General features: G+C 64.1%; 24 protein-coding genes. 14 read left to right on the top strand and 10 right to left on the bottom strand.

Features of this window, described 5'->3' with window-relative positions:
• The first annotated feature begins 15 nt into the window (after positions 1-15).
• From FJ423_RS22960 to msrB, 4 genes are all read left to right on the top strand, one after another.
• Positions 16-555 (top strand): sigma-70 family RNA polymerase sigma factor, encoded by a 540-nt coding sequence (locus FJ423_RS22960; RefSeq protein WP_140845335.1) that lies wholly within the window; start codon positions 16-18, stop codon positions 553-555.
• Entirely contained in the window at positions 552-1,268 is a 717-nt protein-coding gene (locus FJ423_RS22965; RefSeq protein WP_140845370.1) for an anti-sigma factor, read from the top strand. The genes FJ423_RS22960 and FJ423_RS22965 overlap by 4 nt, the downstream gene beginning before the upstream one ends.
• Before the next feature lie 206 nt (positions 1,269-1,474).
• A complete protein-coding gene (locus FJ423_RS22970) occupies positions 1,475-2,032 on the top strand; it encodes a fasciclin domain-containing protein (protein WP_140845336.1) in 558 nt (185 codons plus the stop codon).
• A gap of 233 nt (positions 2,033-2,265) precedes the next feature.
• Positions 2,266-2,769: a peptide-methionine (R)-S-oxide reductase MsrB gene (msrB, locus tag FJ423_RS22975; RefSeq protein ID WP_140845337.1), complete on the top strand. Its 504-nt coding sequence runs from the start codon at positions 2,266-2,268 to the stop codon at positions 2,767-2,769.
• A gap of 93 nt (positions 2,770-2,862) precedes the next feature.
• On the opposite strand, the gene FJ423_RS22980 is transcribed toward msrB, so the two are convergent.
• Both FJ423_RS22980 and FJ423_RS22985 read right to left on the bottom strand, forming a co-directional pair.
• Positions 2,863-4,476 carry a DHA2 family efflux MFS transporter permease subunit gene (locus FJ423_RS22980; protein WP_140845338.1) on the bottom strand — a complete coding sequence of 538 codons (1,614 nt, stop codon included), beginning with the start codon at positions 4,474-4,476 and terminating at the stop codon, positions 2,863-2,865.
• A gap of 117 nt (positions 4,477-4,593) precedes the next feature.
• Entirely contained in the window at positions 4,594-5,787 is a 1,194-nt protein-coding gene (locus FJ423_RS22985) for an HlyD family secretion protein (RefSeq protein WP_140845339.1), read from the bottom strand.
• Positions 5,788-5,919: 132 nt separating this feature from the next.
• Here FJ423_RS22985 and FJ423_RS22990 point away from each other — a divergent pair, with 132 nt between their 5' ends.
• Positions 5,920-6,618, top strand: coding sequence for a TetR/AcrR family transcriptional regulator (locus tag FJ423_RS22990; protein WP_140845340.1), 699 nt, complete (start codon positions 5,920-5,922; stop codon positions 6,616-6,618).
• A 226-nt stretch (positions 6,619-6,844) separates the two neighbouring features.
• Complete coding sequence (locus tag FJ423_RS22995) at positions 6,845-9,304, top strand: DNA translocase FtsK (protein WP_181174874.1); 2,460 nt, start codon at positions 6,845-6,847, stop codon at positions 9,302-9,304.
• Between the two features lie 31 nt (positions 9,305-9,335).
• Here the strand turns inward: FJ423_RS22995 and yihA are convergent, their stop codons facing one another.
• From yihA to FJ423_RS23030, 7 genes are all read right to left on the bottom strand, one after another.
• Positions 9,336-10,004: a ribosome biogenesis GTP-binding protein YihA/YsxC gene (gene yihA, locus FJ423_RS23000; protein ID WP_140845342.1), complete on the bottom strand. Its 669-nt coding sequence runs from the start codon at positions 10,002-10,004 to the stop codon at positions 9,336-9,338.
• A 14-nt stretch (positions 10,005-10,018) separates the two neighbouring features.
• Positions 10,019-10,657 (bottom strand): CatB-related O-acetyltransferase, encoded by a 639-nt coding sequence (locus FJ423_RS23005; protein ID WP_140845343.1) that lies wholly within the window; start codon positions 10,655-10,657, stop codon positions 10,019-10,021.
• Positions 10,658-10,811: 154 nt separating this feature from the next.
• A complete protein-coding gene (dnaQ, locus tag FJ423_RS23010; RefSeq protein ID WP_095769506.1) occupies positions 10,812-11,516 on the bottom strand; it encodes a DNA polymerase III subunit epsilon in 705 nt (234 codons plus the stop codon).
• 183 nt (positions 11,517-11,699) lie between these two features.
• A complete protein-coding gene (coaE, locus tag FJ423_RS23015) occupies positions 11,700-12,305 on the bottom strand; it encodes a dephospho-CoA kinase (protein ID WP_140845344.1) in 606 nt (201 codons plus the stop codon).
• Positions 12,305-13,138 carry a shikimate dehydrogenase gene (locus FJ423_RS23020; RefSeq protein ID WP_140845345.1) on the bottom strand — a complete coding sequence of 278 codons (834 nt, stop codon included), beginning with the start codon at positions 13,136-13,138 and terminating at the stop codon, positions 12,305-12,307. Before FJ423_RS23020 ends, coaE begins: the two co-directional genes overlap by 1 nt.
• A complete protein-coding gene (locus tag FJ423_RS23025; protein WP_140845346.1) occupies positions 13,131-13,730 on the bottom strand; it encodes a Maf-like protein in 600 nt (199 codons plus the stop codon). Before FJ423_RS23025 ends, FJ423_RS23020 begins: the two co-directional genes overlap by 8 nt.
• Positions 13,731-14,033: 303 nt before the next feature.
• Positions 14,034-14,855, bottom strand: a complete 822-nt coding sequence (locus FJ423_RS23030; RefSeq protein WP_095769510.1) for a pyruvate, water dikinase regulatory protein — start codon at positions 14,853-14,855, stop codon at positions 14,034-14,036.
• 401 nt (positions 14,856-15,256) lie between these two features.
• On the opposite strand from FJ423_RS23030, the gene hemE reads away from it, so the two are divergent.
• The 3 genes from hemE to rho all read left to right on the top strand — a co-directional run bounded on the left by hemE (position 15,257) and on the right by rho (position 18,262).
• Entirely contained in the window at positions 15,257-16,285 is a 1,029-nt protein-coding gene (hemE, locus tag FJ423_RS23035; RefSeq protein ID WP_140845347.1) for a uroporphyrinogen decarboxylase, read from the top strand.
• Entirely contained in the window at positions 16,282-16,818 is a 537-nt protein-coding gene (hemJ, locus tag FJ423_RS23040; protein WP_140845348.1) for a protoporphyrinogen oxidase HemJ, read from the top strand. Before hemE ends, hemJ begins: the two co-directional genes overlap by 4 nt.
• A 178-nt stretch (positions 16,819-16,996) precedes the next feature.
• Positions 16,997-18,262 carry a transcription termination factor Rho gene (gene rho, locus FJ423_RS23045; protein ID WP_095769513.1) on the top strand — a complete coding sequence of 422 codons (1,266 nt, stop codon included), beginning with the start codon at positions 16,997-16,999 and terminating at the stop codon, positions 18,260-18,262.
• Positions 18,263-18,434: 172 nt separating this feature from the next.
• On the opposite strand, the gene FJ423_RS23055 is transcribed toward rho, so the two are convergent.
• On the bottom strand, positions 18,435-20,450 hold the full coding sequence (locus FJ423_RS23055; RefSeq protein WP_140845349.1) for a thioredoxin domain-containing protein: 2,016 nt from the start codon (positions 20,448-20,450) through the stop codon (positions 18,435-18,437).
• Between the two features lie 130 nt (positions 20,451-20,580).
• On the opposite strand from FJ423_RS23055, the gene mnmE reads away from it, so the two are divergent.
• From mnmE to FJ423_RS23080, 5 genes are all read left to right on the top strand, one after another.
• A complete protein-coding gene (gene mnmE / locus FJ423_RS23060; protein WP_140845350.1) occupies positions 20,581-21,888 on the top strand; it encodes a tRNA uridine-5-carboxymethylaminomethyl(34) synthesis GTPase MnmE in 1,308 nt (435 codons plus the stop codon).
• Between the two features lie 201 nt (positions 21,889-22,089).
• On the top strand, positions 22,090-23,964 hold the full coding sequence (gene mnmG, locus FJ423_RS23065; RefSeq protein WP_140845351.1) for a tRNA uridine-5-carboxymethylaminomethyl(34) synthesis enzyme MnmG: 1,875 nt from the start codon (positions 22,090-22,092) through the stop codon (positions 23,962-23,964).
• Entirely contained in the window at positions 23,961-24,602 is a 642-nt protein-coding gene (gene rsmG, locus FJ423_RS23070) for a 16S rRNA (guanine(527)-N(7))-methyltransferase RsmG (RefSeq protein WP_140845352.1), read from the top strand. Before mnmG ends, rsmG begins: the two co-directional genes overlap by 4 nt.
• 17 nt (positions 24,603-24,619) lie before the next feature.
• Complete coding sequence (locus tag FJ423_RS23075; protein ID WP_095769880.1) at positions 24,620-25,417, top strand: ParA family protein; 798 nt, start codon at positions 24,620-24,622, stop codon at positions 25,415-25,417.
• Between the two features lie 67 nt (positions 25,418-25,484).
• Positions 25,485-26,378, top strand: coding sequence for a ParB/RepB/Spo0J family partition protein (locus FJ423_RS23080; RefSeq protein WP_140845353.1), 894 nt, complete (start codon positions 25,485-25,487; stop codon positions 26,376-26,378).
• The last annotated feature ends 137 nt before the right edge of the window (positions 26,379-26,515 follow it).

Consider the following 26,515-nt stretch of genomic DNA (forward strand, 5'->3'; position numbering starts at 1 on the left):
TTCTAATTTGCCGCCATGGGGCCTCAGGACATCAGCAAGCTGATCGTTCGGACTTCGATGAAGGACCGGGCGGCGTTCGATCTGCTCTACAAGCAGACCAGCGGGAAACTTTTCGGCGTCTGCCTTCGTGTCTTGCGGGACAGGGGAGATGCGGAAGAAGCGCTGCAGGAGGTCTTCGTCAAAATCTGGACGAAGGCGGATCGTTTCGCGGTTTCTGATTTGAGCCCGATTTCCTGGCTGGTGGCCGTTGCGCGCAATCATGCGATCGATCGCATCCGGTCGCGGCGCAGTCCTTCTGCCAACATCGATACGGCCCTCGACGTCGCCGATCCGGCGCCGGGACCCGAGGCCATGGCTGTGGCGGGCGGCGAGACCGAACGCATCTACCATTGCCTCGACGAACTGGAGCAAGACCGGGCGGCGGCCGTCCGGGGCGCCTATCTGGGCGGCGAGAGCTATGCCGAGTTGGCGGAGCGCTTCAAGGTTCCGCTGAACACGATGCGGACTTGGCTGCGGCGAAGCCTGCTGAAACTGAGAGAATGCCTGGAAAGATGACGCTGGCAGAGGACAACGGACCGGAACGTGGAGGCGACGATCTGCTCGCCGCCGAATACGTTCTCGGCGTCCTGGCAGCCGACGAGCGCCAGATCGCTTCCCGCCGCATCGATGCCGAGGCGTCGTTCGCCCGCCTGGTCGACGCCTGGGAAGCCCATTTCGCGCCCATGGCCGCCGCCTATGCCGCGGTCGAGCCGCCGGCTTCCGTGAAAGTGGCAATCGACCGCCGCCTGTTCGCTTCGTCCGCGTCCACGGCGCCCAGCGGCGGCCTGTGGGCGAGCCTCGCCTTCTGGCGCGGCCTCGCCGCAGCGGCCATCGCCGCTTTGGCCGTCTATGTCGCCCTGCCTTACGTCAGGCCGCCGGTCCAGCCGCCCGAGACCAGGCTGGTCGCCTCTCTGGCCGCCGACAACAGCAACGTCAAATATCTTGCGGTCTATGACGCCGCCCGCCATGAGATCGGCCTGTCGCTGGTCTCCGGCGACCGCGGCGCCGGCAAGGATTTCGAGCTCTGGATGATCGAGGGCAAGAACGCGCCGGTCTCGATGGGTGTCATTCCCGCCGGCCCGACCGCGCGCATGGCGGTCACGCCGGCCGTCCAGCAGAAGCTGGCGCAAGGCGCCGTGCTCGCCGTCAGCCTCGAACCCTCCGGCGGTTCGCCGACCGGCCAGCCGACCGGGCCGGTCGTCGCCGCGGGTGACCTGAAGGGCATCTGACCCTGGTCAGCCGGTTTTCGAAGACTAACTGCAGTCTATATCCTGCCCTTTCTAGGCGGGAAAATTTCACTGTCGCCATCAGTGACACGGACGCAATAAAGCATCGGAATAAAAATCGCGCGCCCTTCGTGAAACTAACGCTTTTCGGGCTCGTATCTCCTCGCGTTCCCACGGACGGGAAGAAACAACCCGAGGAGACTGACACCATGCGTAAACTCGCCACCCTTTTGCTTGCCTCTACACTTGCCCTTGCGGCGCTCGGTGCCGTTGCCTACGCCGCCAATCCGATGGTCGGCGGCGCGCCGATGTATGCCAAGAAGAACATCATCGAGAATGCCGTCAATTCGAAGGACCACACCACGCTGGTCGCCGCCGTCAAGGCCGCCGGCCTGGTCGACACGCTGCAGGGCGCCGGGCCCTTCACCGTCTTCGCGCCGACCAACGAGGCCTTCGCGGCGCTGCCCGCCGGCACGGTCGATACGCTGCTCAAGCCCGAGAACAAGGACAAGCTGACGAAGGTGCTGACCTGCCATGTCGTCGCCGCCAAGGCGCTGGCCGCCGATGTCGCCGAGATGGCCAAGGCCGATGGCGGCGCCCACCAGGTCAAAACGGTCGGCGGTTGCGAGCTGACGCTGAAGGCGGAGAAGGGCAAGGTCACCGTCACCGACGAGAACGGCAATGTCGCCCATGTCACCATCGCCGATGTCCGCCAGTCGAACGGCGTCATCCATGTCATCGACAAGGTTCTCTTGCCGAAGATGTAACAAAGCGGGCCTGGCCGGCGAAGACATGGCTGAGCGCTGGCCGTATCATTCAAGATTCGCGCCGCCGGCAGGGGTGTGCTCCGCGTCCGTCCCGCAAGGGCGGCGCGGAGCAGCATCCGGAGCGTTCCAGGAAGGTTCTGTCCGGAATTGCTCGAACGAAGAGATGGGGCGTCACCGGCTTTTGATTTCCGGCCCGGGCTCTATCTTGGCAAAATGCGTCAGGAGGAACGGCCATGAACCGTCGCGATTTTCTCTGGAGCGGGGCCGCCGCCACCGCTCTCATCGTCGGATCCGCAGCGATGCTGCGTGCCGGCGGACCGAAGCCCGCTCTCGCCGCCGAGACGTTCGAAATCACCAAGACCGATGCCGAATGGCACGCCATCCTTTCGGACGAGGCCTTCGATGTGCTGCGTAAGCAAGGCACCGAATATCCCGGCACCAGCCCGCTGCTCAACGAGCATCGCAAGGGCATCTTCGCCTGTGCCGGCTGCGACCTGCCGGTCTATTCGTCGGAGACCAAATTCGATTCCGGCACCGGCTGGCCGAGCTTCTGGCAGGAAATCCCCAACGCCATTGGCAAGACCGAGGACCGCTCGCTCGGCATGACCCGCACCGAGGTCCATTGCCGGCGCTGCGGCGGTCATCTCGGCCATGTCTTCGATGACGGCCCGCCGCCCACCGGCCTGCGCCACTGCATCAACGGCGTGGCGCTAAGCTTCAAGCCGGCTTCAGCCTGAGCAATTCCAGTCCTGCAGAAAAGAATGACCCCGGAAATCGTCACCGATTTCCGGGGTCACGCGTTGAGGACGCCAGGCGGGGGTTCCGGCTCCTCAATGGCCTCCGCCGCCACCGCCGCCCTGCGGGGCCGGCTTGTTGATGAACAGCACGAAAAATCCGAGCGAGGCGAACAGCACCGTCAGCATCATGAACACGTCCATGAAGGACAAAAGCGCCGCCTGCTGGTGTACCATGCCGGACAGTTTCGAGATCGCAGCGCTTGTGGCGTCGAGACCGGCGGTCTGCCCGAAATTCTGCGTCATGTTCTGCAGCTTGGTCTGCGCGGTCTCGCTGCCCCACTGCACATGCTCGGAGAGCCGCGCATAGTGGAAGGCGTTGCGGTCGATCAGCACCGTGTTGATCACCGCGAGGCCGACAGCGCCGCCGAGGTTGCGGGTCAGGTTGAACAGGCCCGACGCATTCTTCAAGCGTTCCGGCGGCAGCGTGCCGAGCGCGATGTTGTTGATCGGCACCATGCACAGCATCATCGAACAGCCGCGCAGGATCTGCGGAATCAACAGCTCATAGAAATCCCAGTCGGCCGTGAGATGCGTCATCCACCAGGTGCCGGTGGCGAAGCCGACGAACCCGATCATCATCATCAGCCTGAGGTCGATCTTGTTCGACAGGATGCCGGCAACGGGCGCGGTGAAGAACATCGCCAGGCCGCTGACGAACAGCGCCTCGCCGATCATCATCGAATCGTAGCCGCGGATACGCCCCAGGAACACCGGATAGAGATAGGTGAGCCCGTAGAGGCCGATGCCGACCACGAAGGAGAACAGCGAGCCGAAGGCGAAGTTGACGTTGCTGAAGGCCCTCAGGTCGACAATCGGCTCCTCGGCGGTGAAGACGCGCCAGAAGAAGATGACGCCGCCGATGGTCATGATGATGGCGCAGGTGAACACCGCCGGCTCCTGCAGCCAGTCGTGGTTCGGGCCTTCCTCCAGCACATATTCCATGCAGCCGAGGAAAGCGGCCATGCCGACCAGACCCCACCAGTCGAACTTGGAGAACAGTTTCAGGTTGGGCTTGTCGAAATCGATCAGCGACCAGGCCGCCGTCGCCACCAAAATGCCGGGCACGACGTTGATCAGGAACAGCCAGTGCCAGGACATGGCGTGGCTGATATAGCCGCCCACCGTCGGGCCGATCGTCGGCGCCAGCGTCGCCACCAGGCCGATCATCGGCGACACGACGGCGCGCTTGGAAGGCGGGAAGATGGTGAAGGCGGCTGCGAAGACGCTGGGGATCATGCCGCCGCCGATAAAGCCCTGGATGGCGCGGTAGACGATCATCTGGTCGATATTGGTGGCGGTCGCGGCAAGCGCGCTGGCCGCGGTGAAGCCGGCCGCCGCGGTGGTGAACAGCACGCGCGTCGACAGCATGCGGCTGAGGAAGCCGGACAGCGGGATCATCACGACCTCGGCGATCAGGTAGGCGGTCTGCACCCACGGGATCTCGTCGGAGCTGGCGCTCAGGCCCGCCTGGATTTCCGAGAGCGAGGCCGAGACGATCTGGATGTCCAGGATCGCCATGAACATGCCGAACACCATCGCCAGGAAGGCGACGACGCGGCGCACGGGCATATGGTCCGCCGGCAAGGCCGGCGCGGCAGCGACCGGACGTCCGGGGGCTGATCCTGCGGTGATGGTTGCGGTTGCCATGTCATGGCCTCCCTGGGCAATTCCTGGGACGAGCGCGTGGCGGTCCCGAATTGCGTCGAAAACGATAAAGCAGGCTGGACGGCCCGGCGCTCAATCGGCCGCCGGGCCGCCCCCCAATCAGTTGGTCGTCGAAGCCGGCGCGGTGCGGCTGTCGACCGCGACGACGACACTCAGCCCGGCGCGCAGCTTGCCGGTCTTCAGCACGTCGGCCGGCACGTCGATGCGCACGGGCACGCGCTGCACCACCTTGGTGAAGTTGCCGGTGGCGTTTTCCGGCGGCAGCAGCGAGAACACCGCGCCCGAAGCCGGCGCCAGCGAGGAAACCGTGCCTTCGAAGGTCTGGCCGTCGATAGCGTCGACGGTGATGCGGACCTTCTCGCCGGGCACCATGCGGCCGAGCTGCGTCTCCTTGAAGTTGCCGACGATGTAGAGCTTGTCCATCGGCACGACGACGGCGAGCTTCTGGCCGGGGCTGACGAGATCGCCCTGCTCGACCGAGCGGTTGCCGACGACGCCGTCATAGGGAGCCTTCAGCACGGTGAAGGACAGGTCGCGCTGGGCCTTGTCGCGGGTGAGCTGCAGCGAGGCGAGCGTCGAGGCCGACTCGGCGCGCTGCGCTTCCAGCACGCCGATATTGGCCTGCGCCGCCGCAATCTGCGCATCGGCGCCGACAAGCGCCGCCTTGGCCTGGTCGAGCGCGGTCTGGGCGTCGTCGAGCTGGGCCTGCGTGCCGACATGGGTCTTGACGAGTTGCGCCGCCCGCACCTGGGCGCGCGCCGCATTGTCGGCGGCGGCCTGGTCCGCGACCTTCTGCGCCTGGGCCTGCGACAGCGAGGCCTGGGCGGCCTTGGTCTGGGCGTCGATGCGGTCGAGCGTCTTGCTCAAGGTGGCGATCTGCGCCTCGGCCTGCGCCACGGCGATCTTGTAGTCGCCATTGTCGATGACGAACAGCGGATCGCCGGCCTTCACCCGCTGATTCTCGCTCACCAGCACCTTGTCGATATAACCGGATATTTTCGGCGAGACGAACGACATGTCGGCCTGGACATAGGCGTCGTCGGTGGAGATCATGAACCGTCCGTCGGTCCAATAGTTATACCCATACCAGGAGCCGGCGCCGAGCAGGGCAAGGCCGATGATCGGTAACAGGAAAGAGCGGACAGAGCGCTGCTTCTTGGCGGGTGCTTCAGCCGCCGGCGTCGCAACGGGAGCGGCGGGCTGGACAGGAACTTCCGGCGCTTCGGTCGAAGGCTGGGCCTTGGCGTTGGGAAAAGAGCGGACTTCGGCGGTGGCGGGCGCGTTCGAGGACATAGCGATCTCTCTGGAATATCAGTCATACTGAACCGTTCGGTTCGAATTGGAGATTGACATAGCGCGGAAAGAGGACCATATCAAGAGGAAATCGAACCGAGCGGTTCGAAATATTTTCAAGGAACGACTTCCATGGTCGACACGACAGCCGATAGCGATCTGCTCGACTTACGCAAGGGCCGCCCGGCGGCCGGGCAGGATCCCGTAAAACGGGCCCAGATCATCGAGGGCGCCCGCCGCGTCTTTATAGACAAGGGCTTTGAAGCGGCCTCGATGAACGACATCACCCGCGAGGCCGGTGTCTCCAAGGGCACGATCTACGTCTATTTTCAAAACAAGGAAGAGCTGTTCGAGGCGCTCATCGAGGAAGAGCGCGGCACCATCTTCAAGAACATGTATGAGGTGCTCGACCATTTCGACGACCTGCGCAAGACGCTGGTGAAGTTCGGCACCGTGCTTTCGCTGAAGATCACCTCGGCCAAGGTCATCCAGGCCCAGCGCACGGTGGTCGGCGCGGCCGATCGGATTCCGGAGCTTGGCGCGCGCTTCTACGAACGCGGCCCCAAGCGCGGCCACGACAAGGTCATGGCCTTCCTCAACGAAGCTGTCGAACGCGGCCTGCTTCAGATCGCCGACGTCGACCTTGCCGCCTACCAGTTCACCGAGCTTTGCCTCGCCGGCCTGTTCCGCCAGTGCATCTTTTCCTATCGCACGAAAGCGCCGAGCCAGGCGGAGATCGAGCACGTCGTGACGTCCGGCGTCGACGTGTTTCTCAAGGCCTATGCCACGGAAAAATTCTTCGCCGAGGAACGGGCGTTGCAATCGGCCTGACCGTTCGGGCATGCGGATTCCGGAGCGCAAAGGGCGAAGCTGTGGGTCGCGAGGCGTCGCCGCGAAATCCATCGGTGCGGTCTGCCTCGACCGCGAAGACCGGCCTGAAGACCCCTCTCAAAATATCGATCGGCATCGTCCGGCAGGCGCTTTCGGAAGAACCTGTTAACCATCGCTTCCTATGTCTCGGGAGACGTTCAATCGGCGAGTCTCGAGTATGACATCCATGCGTTTCCCCCGTGCCAATCATCCCGGCGCCTCAGCCCACGACAGCGACGACGAACATCGCAATCCGCGGGAAACCGGGCGCCATGGCGCGGTCCCGCAAGCAGGGCAGGTCGTGCCGCTGCGAGTCCTGCCCGGGGCCGAATCGACCGCCGCTCGTAACACATCGCCCGAATCGGCCGGCGACGATTTCGCCCTCCCCGCCTGGCAGAACTATTTCTTCCTTGCGCCCAATGTGCGTTTCACGCGCACGCCGGACACCGACCTCGCCAGGCGGGCCGCTCCGCCGGAGGATGCCGCTCAGGGCAAGGCATCCGCGGCCGAGCCCGTCCGGCCTGCGCCTCCGGCTCCGCCGCCAGCCGCTCCGGTCCGGAAAAGTTCCGCCGCTCCCGCCTCGGCGCCGATGCAAACCAGGTCGATCCGCGCACCAGCCACTGTTGCCCCTGCCATCGTCCCGGCCGCAGCGGCCGCGCCGAGCCAGGCTGCTGCTCCGACGCCAAAACCGCGCCTGAGCGGATTGCGCTGGTCCTATCTTTCCGATCATGCCTTTTTCGAGTTCGGCATGCCTTTCCTGGCCGAGCGCCTGGCGCGGGCGCGTCTGAACGAGACGGGGCAGGCGCCAGCCGTTCCGGCGCAGCCACTGATGCAGCCGGTGCCGGCGCAGCGTCCGGCCGCGCAACCGGTCCAGCCCCGTGCCGCCTTCCCGGGCGAGGCGACGTCATTTTACCGGGTCATCGAATGGCGCTCCAACACGGCGGAGGCAAGTCCGATCTTGGCGCCCGTGCCGGCTCCGGCGGCCGCCCAACCGGCGCCTGCCAAGCCCATGCCGATCTCCGCCCCGGTAAGCGCCAGGAAAGCCAGGCAGGCACCATCGTTGCCCATGGCCGGCGAGGTCGAACCGCTATCCGCGATGGGCGGCTACGAGCTTCCTTCGGAAGAGCTTTTGCAGATGCCGCCCGAGGGCCAGGGCTTCTACATGTCGCAGGAGCGGATGGAGCAGAATGCCGATCTGCTCGAAAGCGTGTTGGAGGATTTCGGCGTCAAGGGCGAGATCATCCATGTCCGGCCGGGGCCGGTTGTCACGCTCTACGAGTTCGAGCCGGCGCCGGGTGTCAAATCCAGCCGCGTCATCGGGCTCGCCGACGATATCGCCCGCTCCATGTCGGCCGTCTCGGCGCGTGTCGCCGTGGTGCCGGGCCGCAATGTCATCGGCATCGAGCTGCCCAACGAGACGCGCGAGACCGTCTATTTCCGCGAGCTGATCGGCTCGGCCGGCTTCCGCAATACCTCCTGCAAGCTGGCGCTCGGCCTCGGCAAGACCATCGGCGGCGAACCGGTCATCGCCGAGCTCGCCAAGATGCCGCATCTCTTGGTGGCGGGCACCACCGGCTCCGGCAAGTCGGTAGCCATCAACACCATGATCCTGTCGCTGCTCTTCAGGATGAAACCGCAGGAATGCCGTCTCATCATGGTCGACCCCAAGATGCTGGAGCTCTCCGTCTATGATGGCATCCCGCATCTTCTGACGCCGGTCGTCACCGATCCCAAGAAAGCCGTCACGGCGCTGAAATGGGCGGTGCGCGAGATGGAGGACCGCTACCGCAAGATGGCGCGCCTCGGCGTGCGCAACATCGACGGCTATAACCAGCGCGCGGCAGGCGCCCGCGACAAGGGCGAGGTCGTGACCATGCAGGTGCAGGCCGGCTTCGAGAGGGGCACGGGCGAGCCGCTGTTCGAGGAGCGCGCGATCGACCTCGCGCCGATGCCCTATATCGTCATCATCGTCGACGAGATGGCCGACCTGATGATGGTGGCCGGCAAGGAGATCGAAGGCGCCATCCAGCGGCTGGCGCAGATGGCACGCGCCGCCGGAATCCATCTGATCATGGCGACGCAACGCCCGTCCGTCGATGTCATCACCGGCACGATCAAGGCCAATTTCCCCACCCGCATCTCCTTCCAGGTGACGTCGAAGATCGACAGCCGCACCATCCTCGGCGAGCAGGGCGCCGAGCAGCTGCTCGGCCAGGGCGACATGCTGCACATGGCCGGCGGCGGGCGCATTTCGCGCGTGCATGGCCCCTTCGTTTCCGATGTCGAGGTCGAGCATGTCGTGGCGCATCTGAAGGCGCAGGGACGTCCCGAATATCTCGACACCGTCACCGCGGACGAGGAAGAGGAACAGGAAGCGGCCGACACAGGCCCGGTCTTCGACAAAAGCGCGATGGCCGAGGAGGATGGCGACGCGCTCTATGAGGAAGCCGTCAAGGTGGTCAAGCGCGACAAGAAATGCTCGACCTCCTACATCCAGCGCCGCCTCGGCGTCGGCTACAACCGCGCGGCCTCATTGGTCGAGCGCATGGAGAAGGAAGGCCTGGTCGGCGCTCCCAACCATGTCGGCAAGCGCGAGATCCTCAGCGGCCGGCGCGATCGCGAGCCGGAACGCGACGAGATGGATTGATCCTGAGGGATCGGTCCCCTGGCGGGCGGCGTCAGCCGCCGTTCGCTACCAGGACGATCGCCGCGCGCAGCTCGTCCAAGCCCTCGGCTTTTTCCGAGGAGGTGGCCAGCACCAGTGGAAACGCCGCCGGCCGCTTCTTGATCTTGGCCAGCGTCTCCTCGATCAGCCTCGGCACGCCCGCGGCCTTGATCTTGTCGGTCTTGGTCAGCACCACCTGGTAGGAAACTGCCGCCTTGTCGAGCAGGGTCAGCACTTCCTCGTCCTTGGCCTTGATGCCGTGGCGCGCGTCGATCAGCACATAGACGCGCTTCAGCGTGACGCGGCCCTGCAGATATTCGTAGATCAGCTTGGTCCACTCATCGACCTTGTCCTTCGGCGCGCTGGCATAGCCGTAGCCCGGCATGTCGACCAGTGCCATCGGCGGCAGGTCGGCGCCCTCGCCGGAAAAGCCGTCGGGCACGAAATAGTTGAGCTCCTGCGTGCGGCCCGGCGTGTTCGAGGTCCGCGCCAGGCCCTTGTGCCCGACCAGCGCGTTGATCAGCGACGATTTGCCGACATTGGAACGGCCGGCGAAGGCGATCTCCGGCGGGCCTTCCGGCGGCAGGAACTTCATCGACGGCACGCCGCGGATGAAGACCCAGCCACGGGTGAACAGCTCCGGGCTGATCGCCGTTTCGTTCGGGGTCTTGTCGTTTGTCATTTTTTCGGGCGCGCTCAAACCGCCGCCTCCAGCCTGGAAATGTCGGCGCCGCGGATGGCGTTGAGGTTGCGGCTGATCTTGTCGACCGGCCAGTCCCACCAGGCCGCCTTGAGCAGCCGCCGCACCGTGAACTCGTCGAAGCGCATCTTCACCACCTTGGCCGCATTGCCGGCCACGATCGCATAAGGCGGCACGTCGTGCGTGACAACCGATTTCGCCGCGACAATGGCGCCGTCGCCCACCGTCACGCCCGGCATGATCACCGCATCCATGCCGATCCACACGTCATTGCGGATCGTGGTGTCGCCGCGGATCTCCTTCGACCAGGTCTGCGGGTCGAAGCCTTCCTCCCAGCCATGGCCGAAGATGTTGAACGGATAGGTCGAGAAGCCCGACATGGCGTGGTTGGCGCCGTTCATGATGAAACGCGCGCCTTCCGCTATGGCGCAGAACTTGCCGATGATCAGCTTATCGCCAATGAAGTCGTAGTGATGCAACACGCATTTCTCGGCGAATTTGTCGGGACCGTCGGGGTCGTCGTAATAGGTGAAGTCGCCGATCTCGATGTTGGGCGACGTCACCAATCCCTTCAGGAAGCCGACGCGCGGATGCATCGCAATCGGATGCTTGACGTTGGGATTGGGTCCGGTCATCGCGGTCCTTTGCAGGCGGGTTTGGGCGCGGTCGTCGCGCGCGATCAAACTAACGCGATCCTTCGACGGGACCAACCGTTCAATGGCTGCCGCGACAGATCGCGATCGGATTGGAAAGGGCGCTGTCTCCAAGGTCAGCGCCAATAGCGCCCGATCAACCCACCGCCACTTTCAGCCACAGCGCCTTTTCGCCGAGCGTCGCGACCAGCCCGGCATGCGCCGCCCGATCCGTTTCACTGAGCCGCGGCGGCAGGGCGATCGGCCGGGCGCCGATCGAGATGTCGATATCGGCCACCTCGCCGGCGCCATTCATGTGCACCGCCACGGACTCCAGCACCAGCGCCGCCTGCTTGCCGCCGATGAGCTCGATATAGACCTCGGCAAGCAGTTCGGAGTCGAGCAGCGCGCCGTGCTTGGTGCGGCGGGTGTTGTCGATGCCGTAGCGCCGGCAGAGCGCGTCGAGCGAGTTCGGTCCCATCGGATGCTTGCGGCGCGCCAGCGCCAGCGTGTCGACCACGCGGCCGGGATCGATGGCTGCTTGCTCGAGCCGGCTGAATTCGAGGTTGAGAAAGCCGATATCGAAGGTTGCGTTGTGGGCGATCAACTTGGCGCCGTCGGTGAAGTCCAGCCATTCCTGCGCGATTTCGGCGAAGGTCGGCTTGCCGACCAGGTCGGCGGCGCTGATGCCGTGCACGGCCTGCGCCTCGGCATGGATCGCGCGCCCCTGCGGATTGATGAATTTGTGGAAGGTGCGGCCGGTCGGGAAGCGGTTGACCAGCTCGACGCCGCCAAGCTCGATGATGCGGTCGTCGCGCAAATCGAGGCCGGTGGTTTCCGTATCGAAGATGATCTCACGCATTCGAATCAGTTCGCTTCCCAAACGAGCAGAATCATACACCAGAACAAAATGGCAATGGGGACGGGCGATGGCCTAACGCATGACCTCCGAAAATCGGAATCGATTTTCGGAAAAAGATCAGGCGCAAAATCAAAGCGTTACAGCGTCCTTTGCGCGTCCGAACGGGCGCGCGGCGCTGTAATGTCAGGAGTCGGCTTTGCCGGACTTTTCCCCTGAGAGTTCGGCGACGATCGCCTCGACCGCCTTTCGAGCGGCGTCGAAGCCGTGGCCAGTGTCGATGATGAAATCGGCCTGGCGGCGCTTTTCGGCGTCGGGCACCTGCCTGGCGAGGATGGATGAAAACTTCTCCTCGCTCATGCCCGGCCTGGCGAGCACGCGCTCACGCTGGATTTCAGGCGACGCGCTGACGACCACGACCTTGTCGACGCGATTGCGGCCGCCGGTTTCGAACAGCAGCGGGATGTCGAGCACGGCAAGCCGCGCGCCGGCGGCGCGATGCTTTGCGAGAAACGCGTCGGCGTCGGCGCGCACCAGCGGGTGAATGATTGCCTCGAGCCGCTTCAGCGCGGCCGGATCGGCGAGCACTTTTTCGGCCAGCTTGACCCGATCGACCGCGCCCGCTTGCGTCGTGCCCGGAAAGGCCGCCTCGACCAGAGGGGCGGCCTTGCCGGAATAAAGGCGATGCACGGTCTCGTCGGAATCATGCACCGGCACGCCGGCTTCGGCGAACATTTTCGCCGTGGTGGACTTGCCCATGCCGATCGATCCGGTGAGGCCGAGCACGATCATCAACGGCCCTCGATGTCGGCGACGATCATGCGCCGCAATTCGGGCGTCACTTCGGGTTTCCTGCCGAACCAGCGTTCGAAACCTGGCACGGCCTGATGCAGCAGCATGCCGAGACCATCGACCGTCTTCAGGCCGCGCGTCCTGGCGGCGGCAAGCAAGGGCGTTTCCAACGGCACATAGACAATGTCGGTGACGATGGCATGGTCCGGCAAGCCGGCCGGATCGGCGGAGAGCGTGGCGTCACCATGCATGCCGAGCGAGGTGGTGTTGATCAGCAGGCCGGCATCGGCAAGCAGATCACTGAGCGCGCCCGCGCCATGCGCCGAGACCCCGGCGCCGAAATGGCGGCTGAGTTCCTCGGCTCTCGCGAGCGTCCGATTGACGATGCGGATATCCTTGACGCCACGCTCCTTCAGCGCGTGGATGACCGCGCGGGAGGCGCCGCCGGCGCCCAGAACCACGGCCGGCCCATTGGCCGCCCAGCCCGGCGCATGCTCATCGAGGTTGGCGGCGAAACCGTAGCCGTCCGTGTTGCCGCCACACAGAATGCCATCCTCGAACCACAACGTGTTGACCGCGCCGATTTCATCGGCCGCATGGTCTCGGCGGGCGACGCCGGCGAAGGCCGCCTCCTTGTGCGGAATGGTGACGTTGCCGCCGCGGTAGCCGTTCTCGCCGAGAGATTTCAGAAAGGCGGCGAAATCCGCCGGCGCGACGTCGATCGCTTCATAGCTGCCGTCGATGCCGTATTTGGCCAGCCAGTAGCCGTGGATTTTCGGAGAGCGCGAATGGGCGATCGGATGTCCGGTGACGAAGGCCTTTTTCTCAGCCATCGATGGCTCCCAATGCGCGCAACTCCTTCAGCAGCGGCAGCAGCGGCAGGCCGACGATGGTGAAATAGTCGCCCTCGATCTTCTCGAACAGCTGGATGCCTTCACTCTCGATCTGATAGGCGCCGACGCTGGAAAGCGCCTTGGCGCCGACGCGGGCCAGGTGCCGACCGATGAAGCCGGGGTCGAGCTTGCGCATGGTGAGGCTGGCGACCCCGACATGCCGCCACAGCACCTCACCGTCGCGGCAAAGCACGGCGGCGCTGTTCAATTGATGCGTCTTGCCGGACAAGGCCAGGAGATGGCGGCGGGCGCCTTCCATGTCGGCGGGCTTATGAAAAATCTCGTCACCCAGCGACAGCGTCTGGTCGCAGCCGAGCACCAGGGCGCCCGGCTTGCGCTCGCTGACCTCGGTCGCCTTGGCCTCGGCCAGGATCGACGCGACGTCCTCGGGCGAAGCGCCGCTGTCCTTCAGCGGGGCCTCGAGCGCGCGCTCGTCGACATTTGCCGGCACCGCCTCGATGTCGAGGCCGGCGCTGACGAGCATCGCCTTCCTGTACGGGCTGCCCGAAGCGAGGATGATTTTCTCGGCCATGATTTTCGCCCAACTAGCTTCCTGACGCTGTTGACCCATCGTTTGTCTGAGGCCAGCACAAACTTTGGAGAATGGCCGAAGCCTTACGAACTTCGTCATCCTAGGGCGAAGCAGGAGCGAAGCTCCGTCGCGAAGACCCTAGGATCCATGCCATAACCTCAGCCGAGGGGCGCAGCGGAGCAGAATTCTACACCGTCGCAACAATTCGACGTCACGGCATGGATCCTAGGGTCTACGCCGCGTCGCTTCGCTCCTTGCTCCGCCCTAGGATGACGAAGCGGCCGGCGTCTCGGCAAATCCCAGTTAGCGCGTCTTGCCCCGCAGGGCAACGATAGCGGCCGCCGTTTCCTCGATGGAGCGGCGGCTGACGTCGATCATCGGCCAGCCATGCCGCGTGCAGAGCTGGCGGGCATAGGCGAGCTCCTCGTTGATCGCGGCGCGGTCGACATAATCGGTCGGCACGAAGGCGGCGCTGTTGCCGAGGATACGGTTTTGCCTCACATGCGAGATGCGCTCGGCCGTGGCGACCAGGCCGACGACCAAAGGCGTCTTGGCGGCGATCAGGCTTTCGGGCAGCGGCACCCCAAGCACGATCGGGATATTGGCGGTCTTGATGCCGCGATTGGCGAGATAGATGCTGGTCGGCGTCTTCGAGGTGCGCGAAATGCCGATCAGCACGATGTCGGCATCGTCCATATTGGCCGGCAATTGGCCGTCATCATGCTCCATGGTAAAGTTCAGCGCATCGATGCGGCGGAAATATTCGGCGTCGAGCACGTGCTGGGCGCCGACGCGGCGGCCGGCCGGCGTGCCGAGATAGGACTGGAAGACGGTCAGCACCGGTTCCAGCACCGAGACGCAAGGCAGGCCCATCGCAGCGCAGCGCTCATCGATCGAGCGCGCCAGCTTCTGGTCGACCACCGTATAGAGAATGATGCCGGGCTCCTCCTCGATGTCCTCGAAGACCTTGGCTATCTGCTTTTCCGTGCGGATCAGCGGATAGATGTGCTCGATGGCGCGCGCATCCTTGTATTGGGCGGACGCCGCGCGGCCGGCCGCCAGCAGCGTCTCGCCGGTGGCGTCGGAGATCAGATGCAGATGGAAGAAGCTCTGAGGTTTGTTCACAGGGAATGGGTCCAGGCTGTGGGCAATTGTGGACAAGGCTGGATGGGCAAGCCTTGGGCAAGGAGGCGACTGTATCAGATGGCCGCTTGTCCACAATTCGACCCGCTGTAGGCTTTGTCGCGGCGCTGGGGACAAAACCGGGGATCAAGTTTTCTTGGCCGATCTCATCCACAGGGCGAGGTTCGGAACGGTAAGTCCAAGCTTTTGACTCCAAAGCTGGAATCCGCTTCGTCCCCAGAACCCTCCAAATTGCGAAAGCGAGTACGCGACAATATGCTGACTGGCCTTTTCGGCTCGGAGGCTGGACAGGTCGCAACCATCACAACCAACAGACTCTTAGAATCAGAAGACTCTTTTAAAATAGATATTTGATTTAAGAGAACCGGAGAGGCGGACGGAGGATGGCTGGGAAACGGATCGTGCTCGACGTCCTCAGGGGCGAGACGGTTTCACCGCCGCCGCTCTGGATGATGCGTCAGGCGGGCCGCTATCTTCCCGAGTATCGCGAGACCAGGAAGCGAGCGGGATCCTTCCTCGATCTCTGCTACGATCCGGACCTTGCCGTCGAGGTAACGCTGCAGCCGATCGAGCGCTTCGGCTTCGACGCCTCGATCCTGTTCTCCGACATTCTCGTCGTGCCCAATGCCCTGGGGCGGGATGTCCGCTTCGAGGAGGGCCGCGGACCGGTCCTGAAGCCGATCTCGGCGGCCGAGATTGCGGCGCTGAACGGCGACATGTTTCACGTGAATCTCGAACCGGTCTACGAGACCGTGCGCCGGCTGCGGGCGAAACTGCCCGATGAGACGACGCTGCTCGGCTTCTGCGGCGCGCCATGGACGGTGGCGACCTATATGATCGCCGGCCACGGCACGCCCGACCAGGGCCCCGCCCGGCTATTCGCCTATCGCGAGCCCGAGGCCTTCGCGCGGCTTCTGAGGATATTGGCCGATCATTCGGCCGCCTATCTCATTCGCCAGATCGAGGCTGGCGCCGATGCGGTGCAGATTTTCGATTCATGGTCGGGCGTGCTGGACGAGCCGTCCTTCGAGGCTTTCTGCGTCGAGCCGGTGGCCGAGATCGTCGCCCAAGTGAAGGCGGTTCACCCCGATGTGCCGGTGATCGGTTTCCCGAAGGGCGCGGGCGAGCGCTATCGTGATTACAGGAGAAAGACCGGCATTGCCGGTCTAGGTCTCGACTGGACCGTACCGCTGTCGATGGCGAAGGAACTGCAGCGCGACGGAGCGGTGCAAGGCAATCTCGATCCGTTGCGCCTGGTCGCCGGCGGCAAGGCGCTCTCTGACGGCGTCGAGGCAATCCTGAGGACTTTGGGTGGCGGGCCGCTGATCTTCAATCTCGGCCACGGCATCACGCCGGAAACGCCGGTGGCGCATGTCGAGGCGATGGTGAAAATGGTGAGAAGCCGGCAATGAACGATATGAGCAACGAGAACAGCGCTGGGCAGGCGATGAAGCGCATGGCGATCGGCATTGCCCTGCTCGTCGTGCTGACGGCGCTGCTCTATCTCGCGGCACCCGACAGCTTCTATCCGTGGGCCAAGGCGATCCATGTGATTGCGGTCATTTCCTGGATGGCCGGCATGCTCTATCTGCCGCGTCTCTTCGTCTATCACGTCGATGCCGAGAGGGGCTCGGTTCAGTCCGAAACCTTCAAGGTGATGGAGCGCCGGCTGCTTAGAGGGATCATCAATCCGGCGATGACCGCGACCTGGGTGTTCGGGCTTTGGCTTGCCTGGAAAGGCTTTGGATTCCAGGGTGGCTGGCTGCACGCCAAGATCGCGCTGGTGCTCATTTTGTCGGGGCTGCATGGCTATCTCGCCGGCGCGGTCAGGAAATTTGCCGAGGACAAGAACGAAAAGCCGGCGAGGCACTGGCGGATCGTCAATGAGATCCCCACATTGCTGATGATCGTCATCGTCATCCTGGTCGTCGTGAAGCCGTTCTGAGGCTTTCCCGGATCCGGCCAGGCCCAGCAAAAGGCGGCTTGCTCTTTCAGTCGAGCGACGATACAAGACGGGTCTTCCTTCCCGTCATGCGCCGCCCCTTTTCTCGCTTTCGGCCGCGCCCGACATTTGTCGCATCCAGCCGATTTTCCCTCTCCAAAGCCTACCCAGAGTCTATCTAATGCAAGAAATGAAACTCGCAGAGTTCAAGAACAAGAAGCCGCCGGAGCTGATCGCTTATGCCGAGACGCTCGAGGTGGAGAACGCCAGCGTCATGCGCAAGCAGGAGCTGATGTTCGCGATCCTGAAGAAGCTCGCCGCCCAGGATGTCGAGATCATCGGCGAAGGCGTGGTCGAGGTGCTGCAGGACGGTTTTGGCTTCCTTCGCTCGGCCAACGCAAACTACCTGCCGGGTCCCGACGATATCTATATCTCGCCGTCGCAAATAAGGCGCTTTTCGCTCAAGACCGGCGATACGGTTGAAGGACCGATCCGCAGCCCGAAAGAGGGCGAGCGCTACTTCGCGCTGCTCAAGGTCAACACCATCAATTTCGACGACCCGGAGAAGATCCGGCACAAGATCCACTTCGATAATCTGACGCCGCTCTACCCGACCAAGCGGCTGAAGATGGAGATCGACAATTCGACCTCCAAGGACATCTCGCCGCGCGTGATCGACCTGGTCGCGCCGATCGGCAAGGGACAGCGCGCGCTGATCAACGCGCAGCCGCGCACCGGCAAGACGGTGTTGATGCAGAACATCGCCCATTCGATCACCGCCAACCACCCGGAATGCTATCTGATCGTGCTTCTGATCGACGAGCGCCCGGAGGAAGTGACCGACATGCAGCGCTCGGTGAAGGGCGAGGTGATTTCCTCGACCTTCGACGAGCCAGCGGCGCGCCACGTGCAGGTCGCCGAAATGGTGATCGAGAAGGCCAAGCGCCTGGTCGAGCACGGCCGCGACGTCGTCATCCTGCTCGATTCGATCACGCGTCTCGGCCGCGCCTACAACACCGTGGTGCCGTCATCCGGTAAGGTGCTGACCGGCGGTGTCGACGCCAACGCGCTGCAGCGCCCGAAGCGCTTCTTCGGCGCCGCCCGCAACATCGAGGAAGGCGGCTCGCTCACCATCATCGCCACCGCGCTGATCGATACAGGCAGCCGCATGGACGAAGTCATCTTCGAAGAGTTCAAGGGCACCGGCAACTGCGAAATCCAGCTCGACCGCAAGGTGGCCGACAAGCGCATCTATCCGGCGATGGACATCCTTAAGTCGGGCACCCGCAAGGAAGACCTGCTGGTGCCGCGCGCGGACCTGCAGAAGATCTTCGTGCTGCGCCGCATCCTCGCGCCGATGGGCACGACCGACGCGATCGAGTTCCTCATCGACAAGCTCAAGCAGACCAAGACCAACGCGGACTTCTTCGATTCGATGAATACGTGATTGGGGCGATGCCCTTCCTCCTTCTCCCCTTGTGGGAGAAGGTGGATCGGCGCGCAGCGCCGAGACGGATGAGGGGTGTTCCAGCGGAATGAGACGCTGGTGTCCTCTGGAGCACCCCTCATCCGTCGCCTTCGGCGACACCTTCTCCCACAAGGGGAGAAGGAGAAGGACGCTATCGCCGCAACAGATTCTCCAACTCCTCCGCATTCGTCACCACCGGCATGCACACCTGCCCGCTGCAGAACCAGGCGCCGGCCTTGTCCGTCGGCGGCAACACGCCGCCCGGCAACAACGGTCGATTCGCTTCCGTACCAATTGGCACGACGATGTCGACCCGGCGCAGGTCCGGATTCCGATTCGCAACCGGAACGAGGCTTGGCGAATCCAGCTTTTCTACAATGACGAGCTTCAGCGGCTCGAGCGCCAAGGCACAGGCGTTGACGATGCCGGCCTGGCCGTAGGCCTGCTGCGAGGCGCGGCCCATTGCATGCTCGGCGGTCGTCCACGCCTTTTCCCAGAGACCGAGATCGCCGGTGAGCGATGACAGCCGCACCAGCGCCTCGACGATCTGGCCGGTGGCGGACGGGATTGCTTCATCCACATCACCGCGGATGCGGATCGGAACGTTGCCGCTGTCCGACGCCGTCAGCCAGTAGCCGCTCTTTTGTTCATCCAGGTGCCAGCGGTCGAGCTCGCCGGTGAACTGCCTGGCGCGATCGGAATAGGCCGGATCGCCGGTCGCCTCGAACAGCGCGATCGCCGCGTTGGTCATGGCGGCATAGTCGCTGGACAGCGCCGGAAAGAGCTTTTTCGCGCCTAGCATGGAATGCGGCAGCGGTCCGTCCTGGCCCGCCTCGACGATATGGCCGAAGGCTTTTGCGGCGGCGTCAATCCAGTCGCGCCGCCCAAGTGAGCGGCCCGCCTCGGCGAGCGCCGCGATCATCAGCCCGTTCCAGTCGGTGAGCGCCTTGCCGTCGCGGCCCGGCCTGACGCGCCCTTCGCGGACGCCCAACAGCTTTGCCTTCAGAGTCGCCAATTGCGCATAGTCGGCGATGCCTTGAGCTTGCTGGGCCTCGCTCTGGTGAATGATCGGCTTGCCTTCCCAGCCATGCGGCGCGGCGAGCTCGAAATACCGGAAGAAGGTCGACGTATCGTCGCCGAGCGCGGCTTCGACTTCGTCGCGGTTCCATGTGTAGAAAAGCCCCTCCTCGCCATCGCTGTCGGCATCGAGGCTGGCGGCGAAGGCGCGGCCTTCGACCAGCATCTCGCGCAGCAGCCAGCCGACGGTCTCTTCGATTCGTATCCGGAACAAGTCATTCCCGGTGGCCGCATAGGCCCAGTTGCACAGGCGGATGAGCTGGGCGTTGTCGTAAAGCATCTTTTCGAAATGCGGCACCAGCCATTCGGCGTCGGTCGAGTAGCGGCTGAGGCCGCCGCCGACATGATCGTAGATGCCGCCGGCGAGCATTTTTTCGAGGCTGGCGAGCACCGCGTCGCGATGCGCGGCCTCGCCGTCGCGCAGCCAGGACAGCCAAAGCGTGTGCATGAAGGGCGCGTTGGGGAATTTTGGCGCGCCCTTCAAGCCGCCGAGATCGCGGTCGATCATGCCGCCGATGCGGGTGGCGAGATCGGCCAGCGTGCCGCGGTCGAGCACGCCCTTGCCTGTGGCTCCGGCAAGCCGCTGCTCGACATGGGCGGTCAGCCCGTCGGCGCTTTCGGCGAGGCTCTGCTGCTTCTCGCGCCAGGCTTTGTCGACCGCTTCCAGCACCTGGATGAAGCCGGGCCTTCCGTAACGCGCCTCGCGCGGGAAATAGGTGCCGCCCCAGAAAGGCTTGCCGTCGGGCGTCAGAAACATGGTGAGCGGCCAGCCGCCCTGCTCGCCCATGGCGTGCAGCGCCGCCATATAGATCTGGTCGATGTCGGGCCGCTCTTCGCGATCGACCTTGATATTCACGTAGAGCCGGTTCATGACGGCGGCCACGGCGTCGTTCTCAAAGCTTTCATGGGCCATGACATGGCACCAGTGGCAAGCGGCGTAACCGATGGAGAGCAGGATCGGCCGCCCGAGCTGCTTCGCTTCGGCAAGGGCCGCAGGCGACCAGCCGCGCCAATGGACAGGATTGTCGCTGTGCTGCTGCAGATAAGGGCTGGCCTCTTCGGCAAGCAGGTTTCGTGCGGGTAAGGTCACGATGGACGGCTCTTTTTCGGGTCTCATGCATCAACGCTGGAGCATGATGCCGAAAAGTGTGAAGCGGCTTTCGGCCGTGCTCTCTCTTTCAATCTAGGCGGTTCGGCAGGTCCGGCAAATGGTTTCCCCAATGAGTTCGAAGGATTCGATCGTTGCGCTGTCGAGCGGCCGCTTGCCGGCAGGCATCGCCGTCATCCGAATTTCCGGCCCCAAAACTCGATTCGTGGTCGAAACGATAGCCGGATCCGTTAAGGATCGGTTTACCACGTTGCAAAGGCTTCGGGCGGCGGACGGCTCGATTATCGATCGAGGCCTCGTCCTGTTCTTTCCAGGTCCCGGCAGCTTCACCGGCGAGGACGTCGCCGAATTCCAGGTCCATGGCAGCCGCGCCGTTGCGGCAAAGATGCTGGAGACGATCACGCAGTTTGAAGGCGTAAGGCACGCGGAGCCGGGCGAGTTCACCCGGCGCGCCTTTCTCAACGGCAAGCTTGACCTCGTCGAGACCGAAGCGCTCGCCGATCTGGTCAATGCCGAGACGGAGGCGCAGCGCCGCTTCGCCCTGCGCAATGCCGAAGGTGCGCAAAGCGAACTCTATTCGGACTGGCGCCGCCGGCTGATTCATGCGCGAGCCATGATCGAAGCGGAGATCGACTTCGCCGAGGAAGAGGATGTGCCGGGTTCCGTTTCGGAGGCGGTCTGGTCCGACGTGTCGGTAATGATCGGGGAAATCGATCGCCACATCGGAGGTTTCAAGGCCGCGGAGATCATTCGCGATGGTTTCGAAGTCGTGATCCTCGGCGCCCCGAATGCCGGCAAGTCCAGCTTGTTCAACGCGTTGGCGCGGCGCGAAGCGGCGATCGTCACCGATGAACCGGGCACGACGCGCGATCTGATCGAGGTGGTGATGGACCTTAACGGGCTGAAGGTGCGGCTTGTCGATACGGCCGGTCTGCGGGAGGCTGCGGGCAAGGTCGAGTCGATCGGTATCGAAAGGGCGCGGGCCAAAGCTGACGTTGCGGATCTCGTTCTGCTGTTGGAGGATATGGCTGATCCGGCGCCCGTTGGGGACATCCCAGGTGGGGCTCCGGTGCTGAGGATCGGAACGAAGTCGGATATCGCCAATGCCGGCGGCGGTGACTACGACTTGGTTATTTCTTCCAAGGACGGCGGCGGTCTGGACCGCCTTCTGAACGAGATAGGGGCCCGCGCCGCCGCTGCGGTTGGCGAGGTGGGTGACGTGCTGCCATCCAGGCTGCGCCATGTAGAGTTGCTCAAAGAGGCAGTGGATTTCCTGCGGGCGGCACTGTCGGGCCAGAGACAGGAGCTGCGCGCTGAGGAACTGCGGCTGGCGGCCGAGCGCCTTGGACGCATCGTCGGCGCCGTCGATGTCGAAGATTTGCTCGACGTCATCTTTTCGCAGTTCTGCATTGGTAAGTGATTCGCGTGAAACACGGGCTTTTGCCTATCCCGCAATGATTCACGTGAAACACCGCCGGCGTTGTGAGCTTCGCAGTTGTCCGCCGGGAATGGCAAAGCTCGCCATTCATTGTTTCACGTGAAACGAGTCCACCTCTCCTTGACACCAGCCGCCGTCGGGGACATCTGTCAACCCAATCTCTGAAAGCGGATTCTGGAAAAAATGACCAATCACTATGATGTGGTGGTGGTGGGCGGCGGCCATGCCGGCTGCGAGGCGGCGAGTGCTGCCGCGCGCGCCGGCGCCAGGACCGCGCTGGTGACGCTGCGTTTCGAGACGATCGGCGTTATGTCGTGCAATCCGGCGATCGGCGGTCTCGGCAAGGGGCATCTCGTGCGCGAGATCGACGCCATGGACGGGCTCATGGGCCGCATCGCCGACGCCGCCGGCATCCAGTTCCGCCTGCTCAACCGCCGCAAGGGGCCGGCCGTGCGCGGGCCGCGCACTCAGGCCGACCGCAAGCTTTATCGCCTGGCAATGCAGGAAGCGATTCGGCAGCAGAACGATCTCAACGTGATCGAGGGCGAGGTTCTCGATCTCGAGATCGAAGATGGCCGCGTCGCGGCCGTGCTGGTTTCGGGCGACCGGCGGCTGGCCTGCGGCGCTGTGGTGCTGACCACCGGCACGTTCCTGCGCGGGCTGATCCATATCGGCGAAAGGAAGATCGTCGCCGGGCGGATGAACGAGCAGGCAAGTCTCGGCCTGTCGGCGACGATGGCGCGCGCGGGTTTCAAGCTCGGTCGCCTGAAGACCGGAACGCCCCCTCGCCTCGACGGCCGCACCATCGACTGGGCCCCGCTGGATGCCCAAGCCGCCGACGAGGATCCGGTACCGTTCTCACTGATGACGGACAAAATCGCCAATCCGCAGATTCATTGCGGCATCACCCGCACCATGCCGGAGACGCATGAGCTGATCCGCGCCAATCTCGGTCGTTCGGCCATGTATTCCGGCTCGATCGAAGGCATCGGGCCGCGCTACTGTCCCTCGATCGAGGACAAGATCGTCAAGTTCGGCGACCGCGAGGGCCATCAGATCTTCCTCGAGCCCGAAGGCCTCGACGACGACACCGTCTATCCGAACGGCATCTCAACCTCGCTGCCGGAAGACGTGCAACTCGACATGCTGAAGACGATCCCCGGGCTGGAAAAGGCGACGATGCTGCAGCCCGGCTATGCCATCGAATACGACCATGTCGATCCGCGCGAGCTGAAGACGACGCTGGAGACGAAGCGCGTCGCCGGCCTTTTCCTGGCCGGGCAGATCAACGGCACGACCGGTTATGAAGAGGCCGGCGCGCAAGGCCTGCTCGCCGGCATCAACGCCGCGCGGGCGGCATCTGGCGATGAGCCGTTCGTGCTCAGCCGCACCGAGGCCTATATCGGCGTGATGGTCGATGATCTGACCAGCCGGGGTATCGCGGAGCCCTATCGCATGTTTACCTCGCGCGCGGAGTTCCGGTTGTCGCTGCGCGCCGACAATGCCGACGAGCGGCTGACGCCGTTGGCGGAAAAACTCGGCATCGTGTCAACGGAGCGGCTGCAGCGTTTTGGCGCGCTGGCGCAGAAGCTCGACGAAGCCCGCGCGCTGGCAAAGTCTGTGACGCTTACGCCGAACGAAGCGGCACGGCATGGGCTGGAGATCAACAAGGACGGCGTGCGCCGCTCGGCCTATGCGCTGTTGGCGCATCCGGGCGTCGACATGGCCTGGCTGAGAAGCGTCGAGCCGCGCTTTGCCGAACTGGACGCCAAGACGGCGGAGCGGCTCGAAACGGAGGCGAAATATTCAGTTTACCTCGATCGCCAGCAAGCCGACGCCGTACAGATCAGGCATGAGGAATCGCGGCTCATCCCCGAGGCGCTCGATTTCTCGGACGTTCCGGGACTTTCAAACGAGCTGAAGCAGAAGATGAAGGCGCGCCAGCCGCGCTCGATCGCCGATGCGCAGCGCATGGAAGGCATGACACCCGCCGCGCTAGCCATCATTGTCGCGCATGTCCGCAACGCCGAGTTCGCAGCGCGAAGGGACGTGGCGTGAGCGCGGATGCCTGGGCGAGCCTGCAAAAGGCAGCGGGTCCAGTTTCACGTGAAACATTCGAGCGGCTGCAGGCGTTCGAACAGTTGTTCCTGAAATGGAACCGCAGCATCAATCTGGCGGCGCCGTCGACACTGGACGATGTGTGGCGCCGCCATATCCTGGACAGCGCCCAGCTTGCGCGAATCGCACCCACCGCGACGCGCTGGGTCGATCTCGGCTCAGGCGGCGGTTTTCCCGGCCTGGTGCTGGCTTTCCTGCTGGCGGAGCGCCCCGGCGCATCGATCGCTCTGGTCGAAAGCAATCGCAAAAAGGCGTCGTTCCTGCAATCCGTCATAGGCCAGTTCGGTTTGCCGGCGCGTGTCGTGGCCAGGCGCATCGATGACAGCTATGCGCTTGTTTCAACACCAGAAATCGTCACGGCGAGGGCGCTGGCGGCGCTTCCGGTCCTGCTCGACCTATCGGCGCCCTGGCTGACCAGCGGCGCACGCGCGCTCTTTCACAAAGGCCGGGATTACCGCGCCGAGGTGGAAGAAAGCACTCACCGCTGGGGCTTCGATCTGGTAGAACATTCGAGCATGACCGACGCCGAAGGCGTCATCCTCGACATCACCGACTTGCGCCCAGCGAAACAGCAATGAATTACTGGCATAAATCCATGAAAACCGGACCGCGTATCATCACTGTCGCCAACCAGAAAGGCGGGGTCGGCAAGACGACGACGGCCATCAACCTGGCCACGGCGCTGGCCGCGATCGGCGAGCGCGTGCTGATCGTCGACCTCGACCCGCAGGGCAATGCCAGCACCGGCCTCGGCATCGACCGCAAGGATCGCACGGTCTCGTCCTATGACGTGCTGACCGGCGAGCTCGAGCTGGAGCAGGCCGCGGTGCCGACGGCGGTGCCCGGCCTCTCCATCATACCCTCGACTCTCGACCTTCTCGGCATCGAGATGGAAATCGCCTCGGCGCCCGACCGCGTGCTCAAGTTGCGCAATGCGCTGCGCGCTGCCTCCGAGCGTTCGGCCCCGTTCGGCTATGTGCTGATCGACTGCCCGCCCTCGCTCAACCTTTTGACTTTGAATTCAATGGCGGCGGCCGATTCCGTTCTCGTGCCGCTGCAATGCGAGTTCTTTGCGCTGGAAGGTCTCAGCCAGTTGCTGGAGACGGTCGAGCAGGTGCGCAATACCATCAATCCGGACCTCACCATCCAGGGTATCGTGCTCACCATGTATGACGGGCGCAACAACCTCGCCAACCAGGTGGTGCAGGATGTGCGCACCCATATGGGCGACAAGGTCTATGAGACGATCATCCCGCGCAATGTACGCGTCTCCGAGGCGCCGTCCTACGGCAAGCCGGCGATCCTCTACGACCTGAAATGCTCGGGCAGCCAGGCCTATCTGCAGCTCGCCTCCGAGGTGATCCGCCGCGAGCGCAAGCTGCGCGCCGCCTGAGCTACCATCATCGCGCGACGGCGTGGTTAATCAGCCGATTCGATTCCGAAACGATCTGGACAAACTCATGAGCGAAGACCAATCGAGAAAAAGACTGGGCCGTGGCCTCGCGGCGCTGATCGGCGAAGTCGACCGTCCGGCGGCGCCCGAAAAGGCGAGCGCGGCGGTGGCAGCCGACGGCAAGGTGCCGATCGAGTTCGTCAGCCCGAACCCGAAGAATCCGCGCCGGCATTTCGGCGATGCCGAGCTCACCGACCTGGCCCAGTCGATCCGCGAGCACGGCGTGGTGCAGCCGGTCGTGGCGCGCCCCTCGCCGTCGCAGCCCGGCCGCTACGAGATCATCGCCGGCGAGCGGCGCTGGCGGGCGGCGCAGCGCGCCGGTCTGACCGAAATCCCGCTGATCGTGCGCGACGTCAACGACCGCACCGCGCTGGAGCTGGCGATCATCGAGAACGTCCAGCGCGCCGATCTCAATCCTGTCGAGGAGGCGCAAGGCTACCAGCAGCTTATCGACGAGCATGGCTACACGCAGGCCGATCTCGGCCAGGTGATCGGCAAGAGCCGCAGCCATGTCGCCAACACGCTGAGGCTGTTGAAGCTGCCCAACGTCATTCACGACATGCTGGTCGACGGCGATTTGTCGGCCGGCCACGCCCGAACGCTGGTCACCGCCGAAGACCCGGCCGGGCTCGCCAAGCGCATCGTCAAGGAAGGGCTTTCGGTGCGCCAGGCCGAAGCGCTGGCGCAAATGCCCGCCGGCCCGACGCCGGCGAAGGCGAAATCCCCCGCGAGCCCGCCCGAGAAGGACCCCGACACGCTGGCGCTCGAGAAGCTGATGACCGACACAATCGGCATGATCGTGAGCATCGAGCACAAGGGCAAGGGCGGCACGCTCAAGATCAACTACCGCTCGCTGGAACAGCTCGACGAGCTCTGCCGGCGCCTGAAGGACGAGCGGTAGGCGGCTGAGGCGTAGTGGTATTCGGCTGTGGCTGAGGTTTTGGCTGAACGCTGGATACGCCTGATATATCGGTGATAAACATAAATGGGCTGGCGTTTGCCGGCCCTTTTTTGTTTGCGCGGTGCGCGGCTAAGATG

Source organism: Mesorhizobium sp. B2-8-9 (genome assembly GCF_006439475.1).
Lineage (GTDB): Bacteria > Pseudomonadota > Alphaproteobacteria > Rhizobiales > Rhizobiaceae > Mesorhizobium.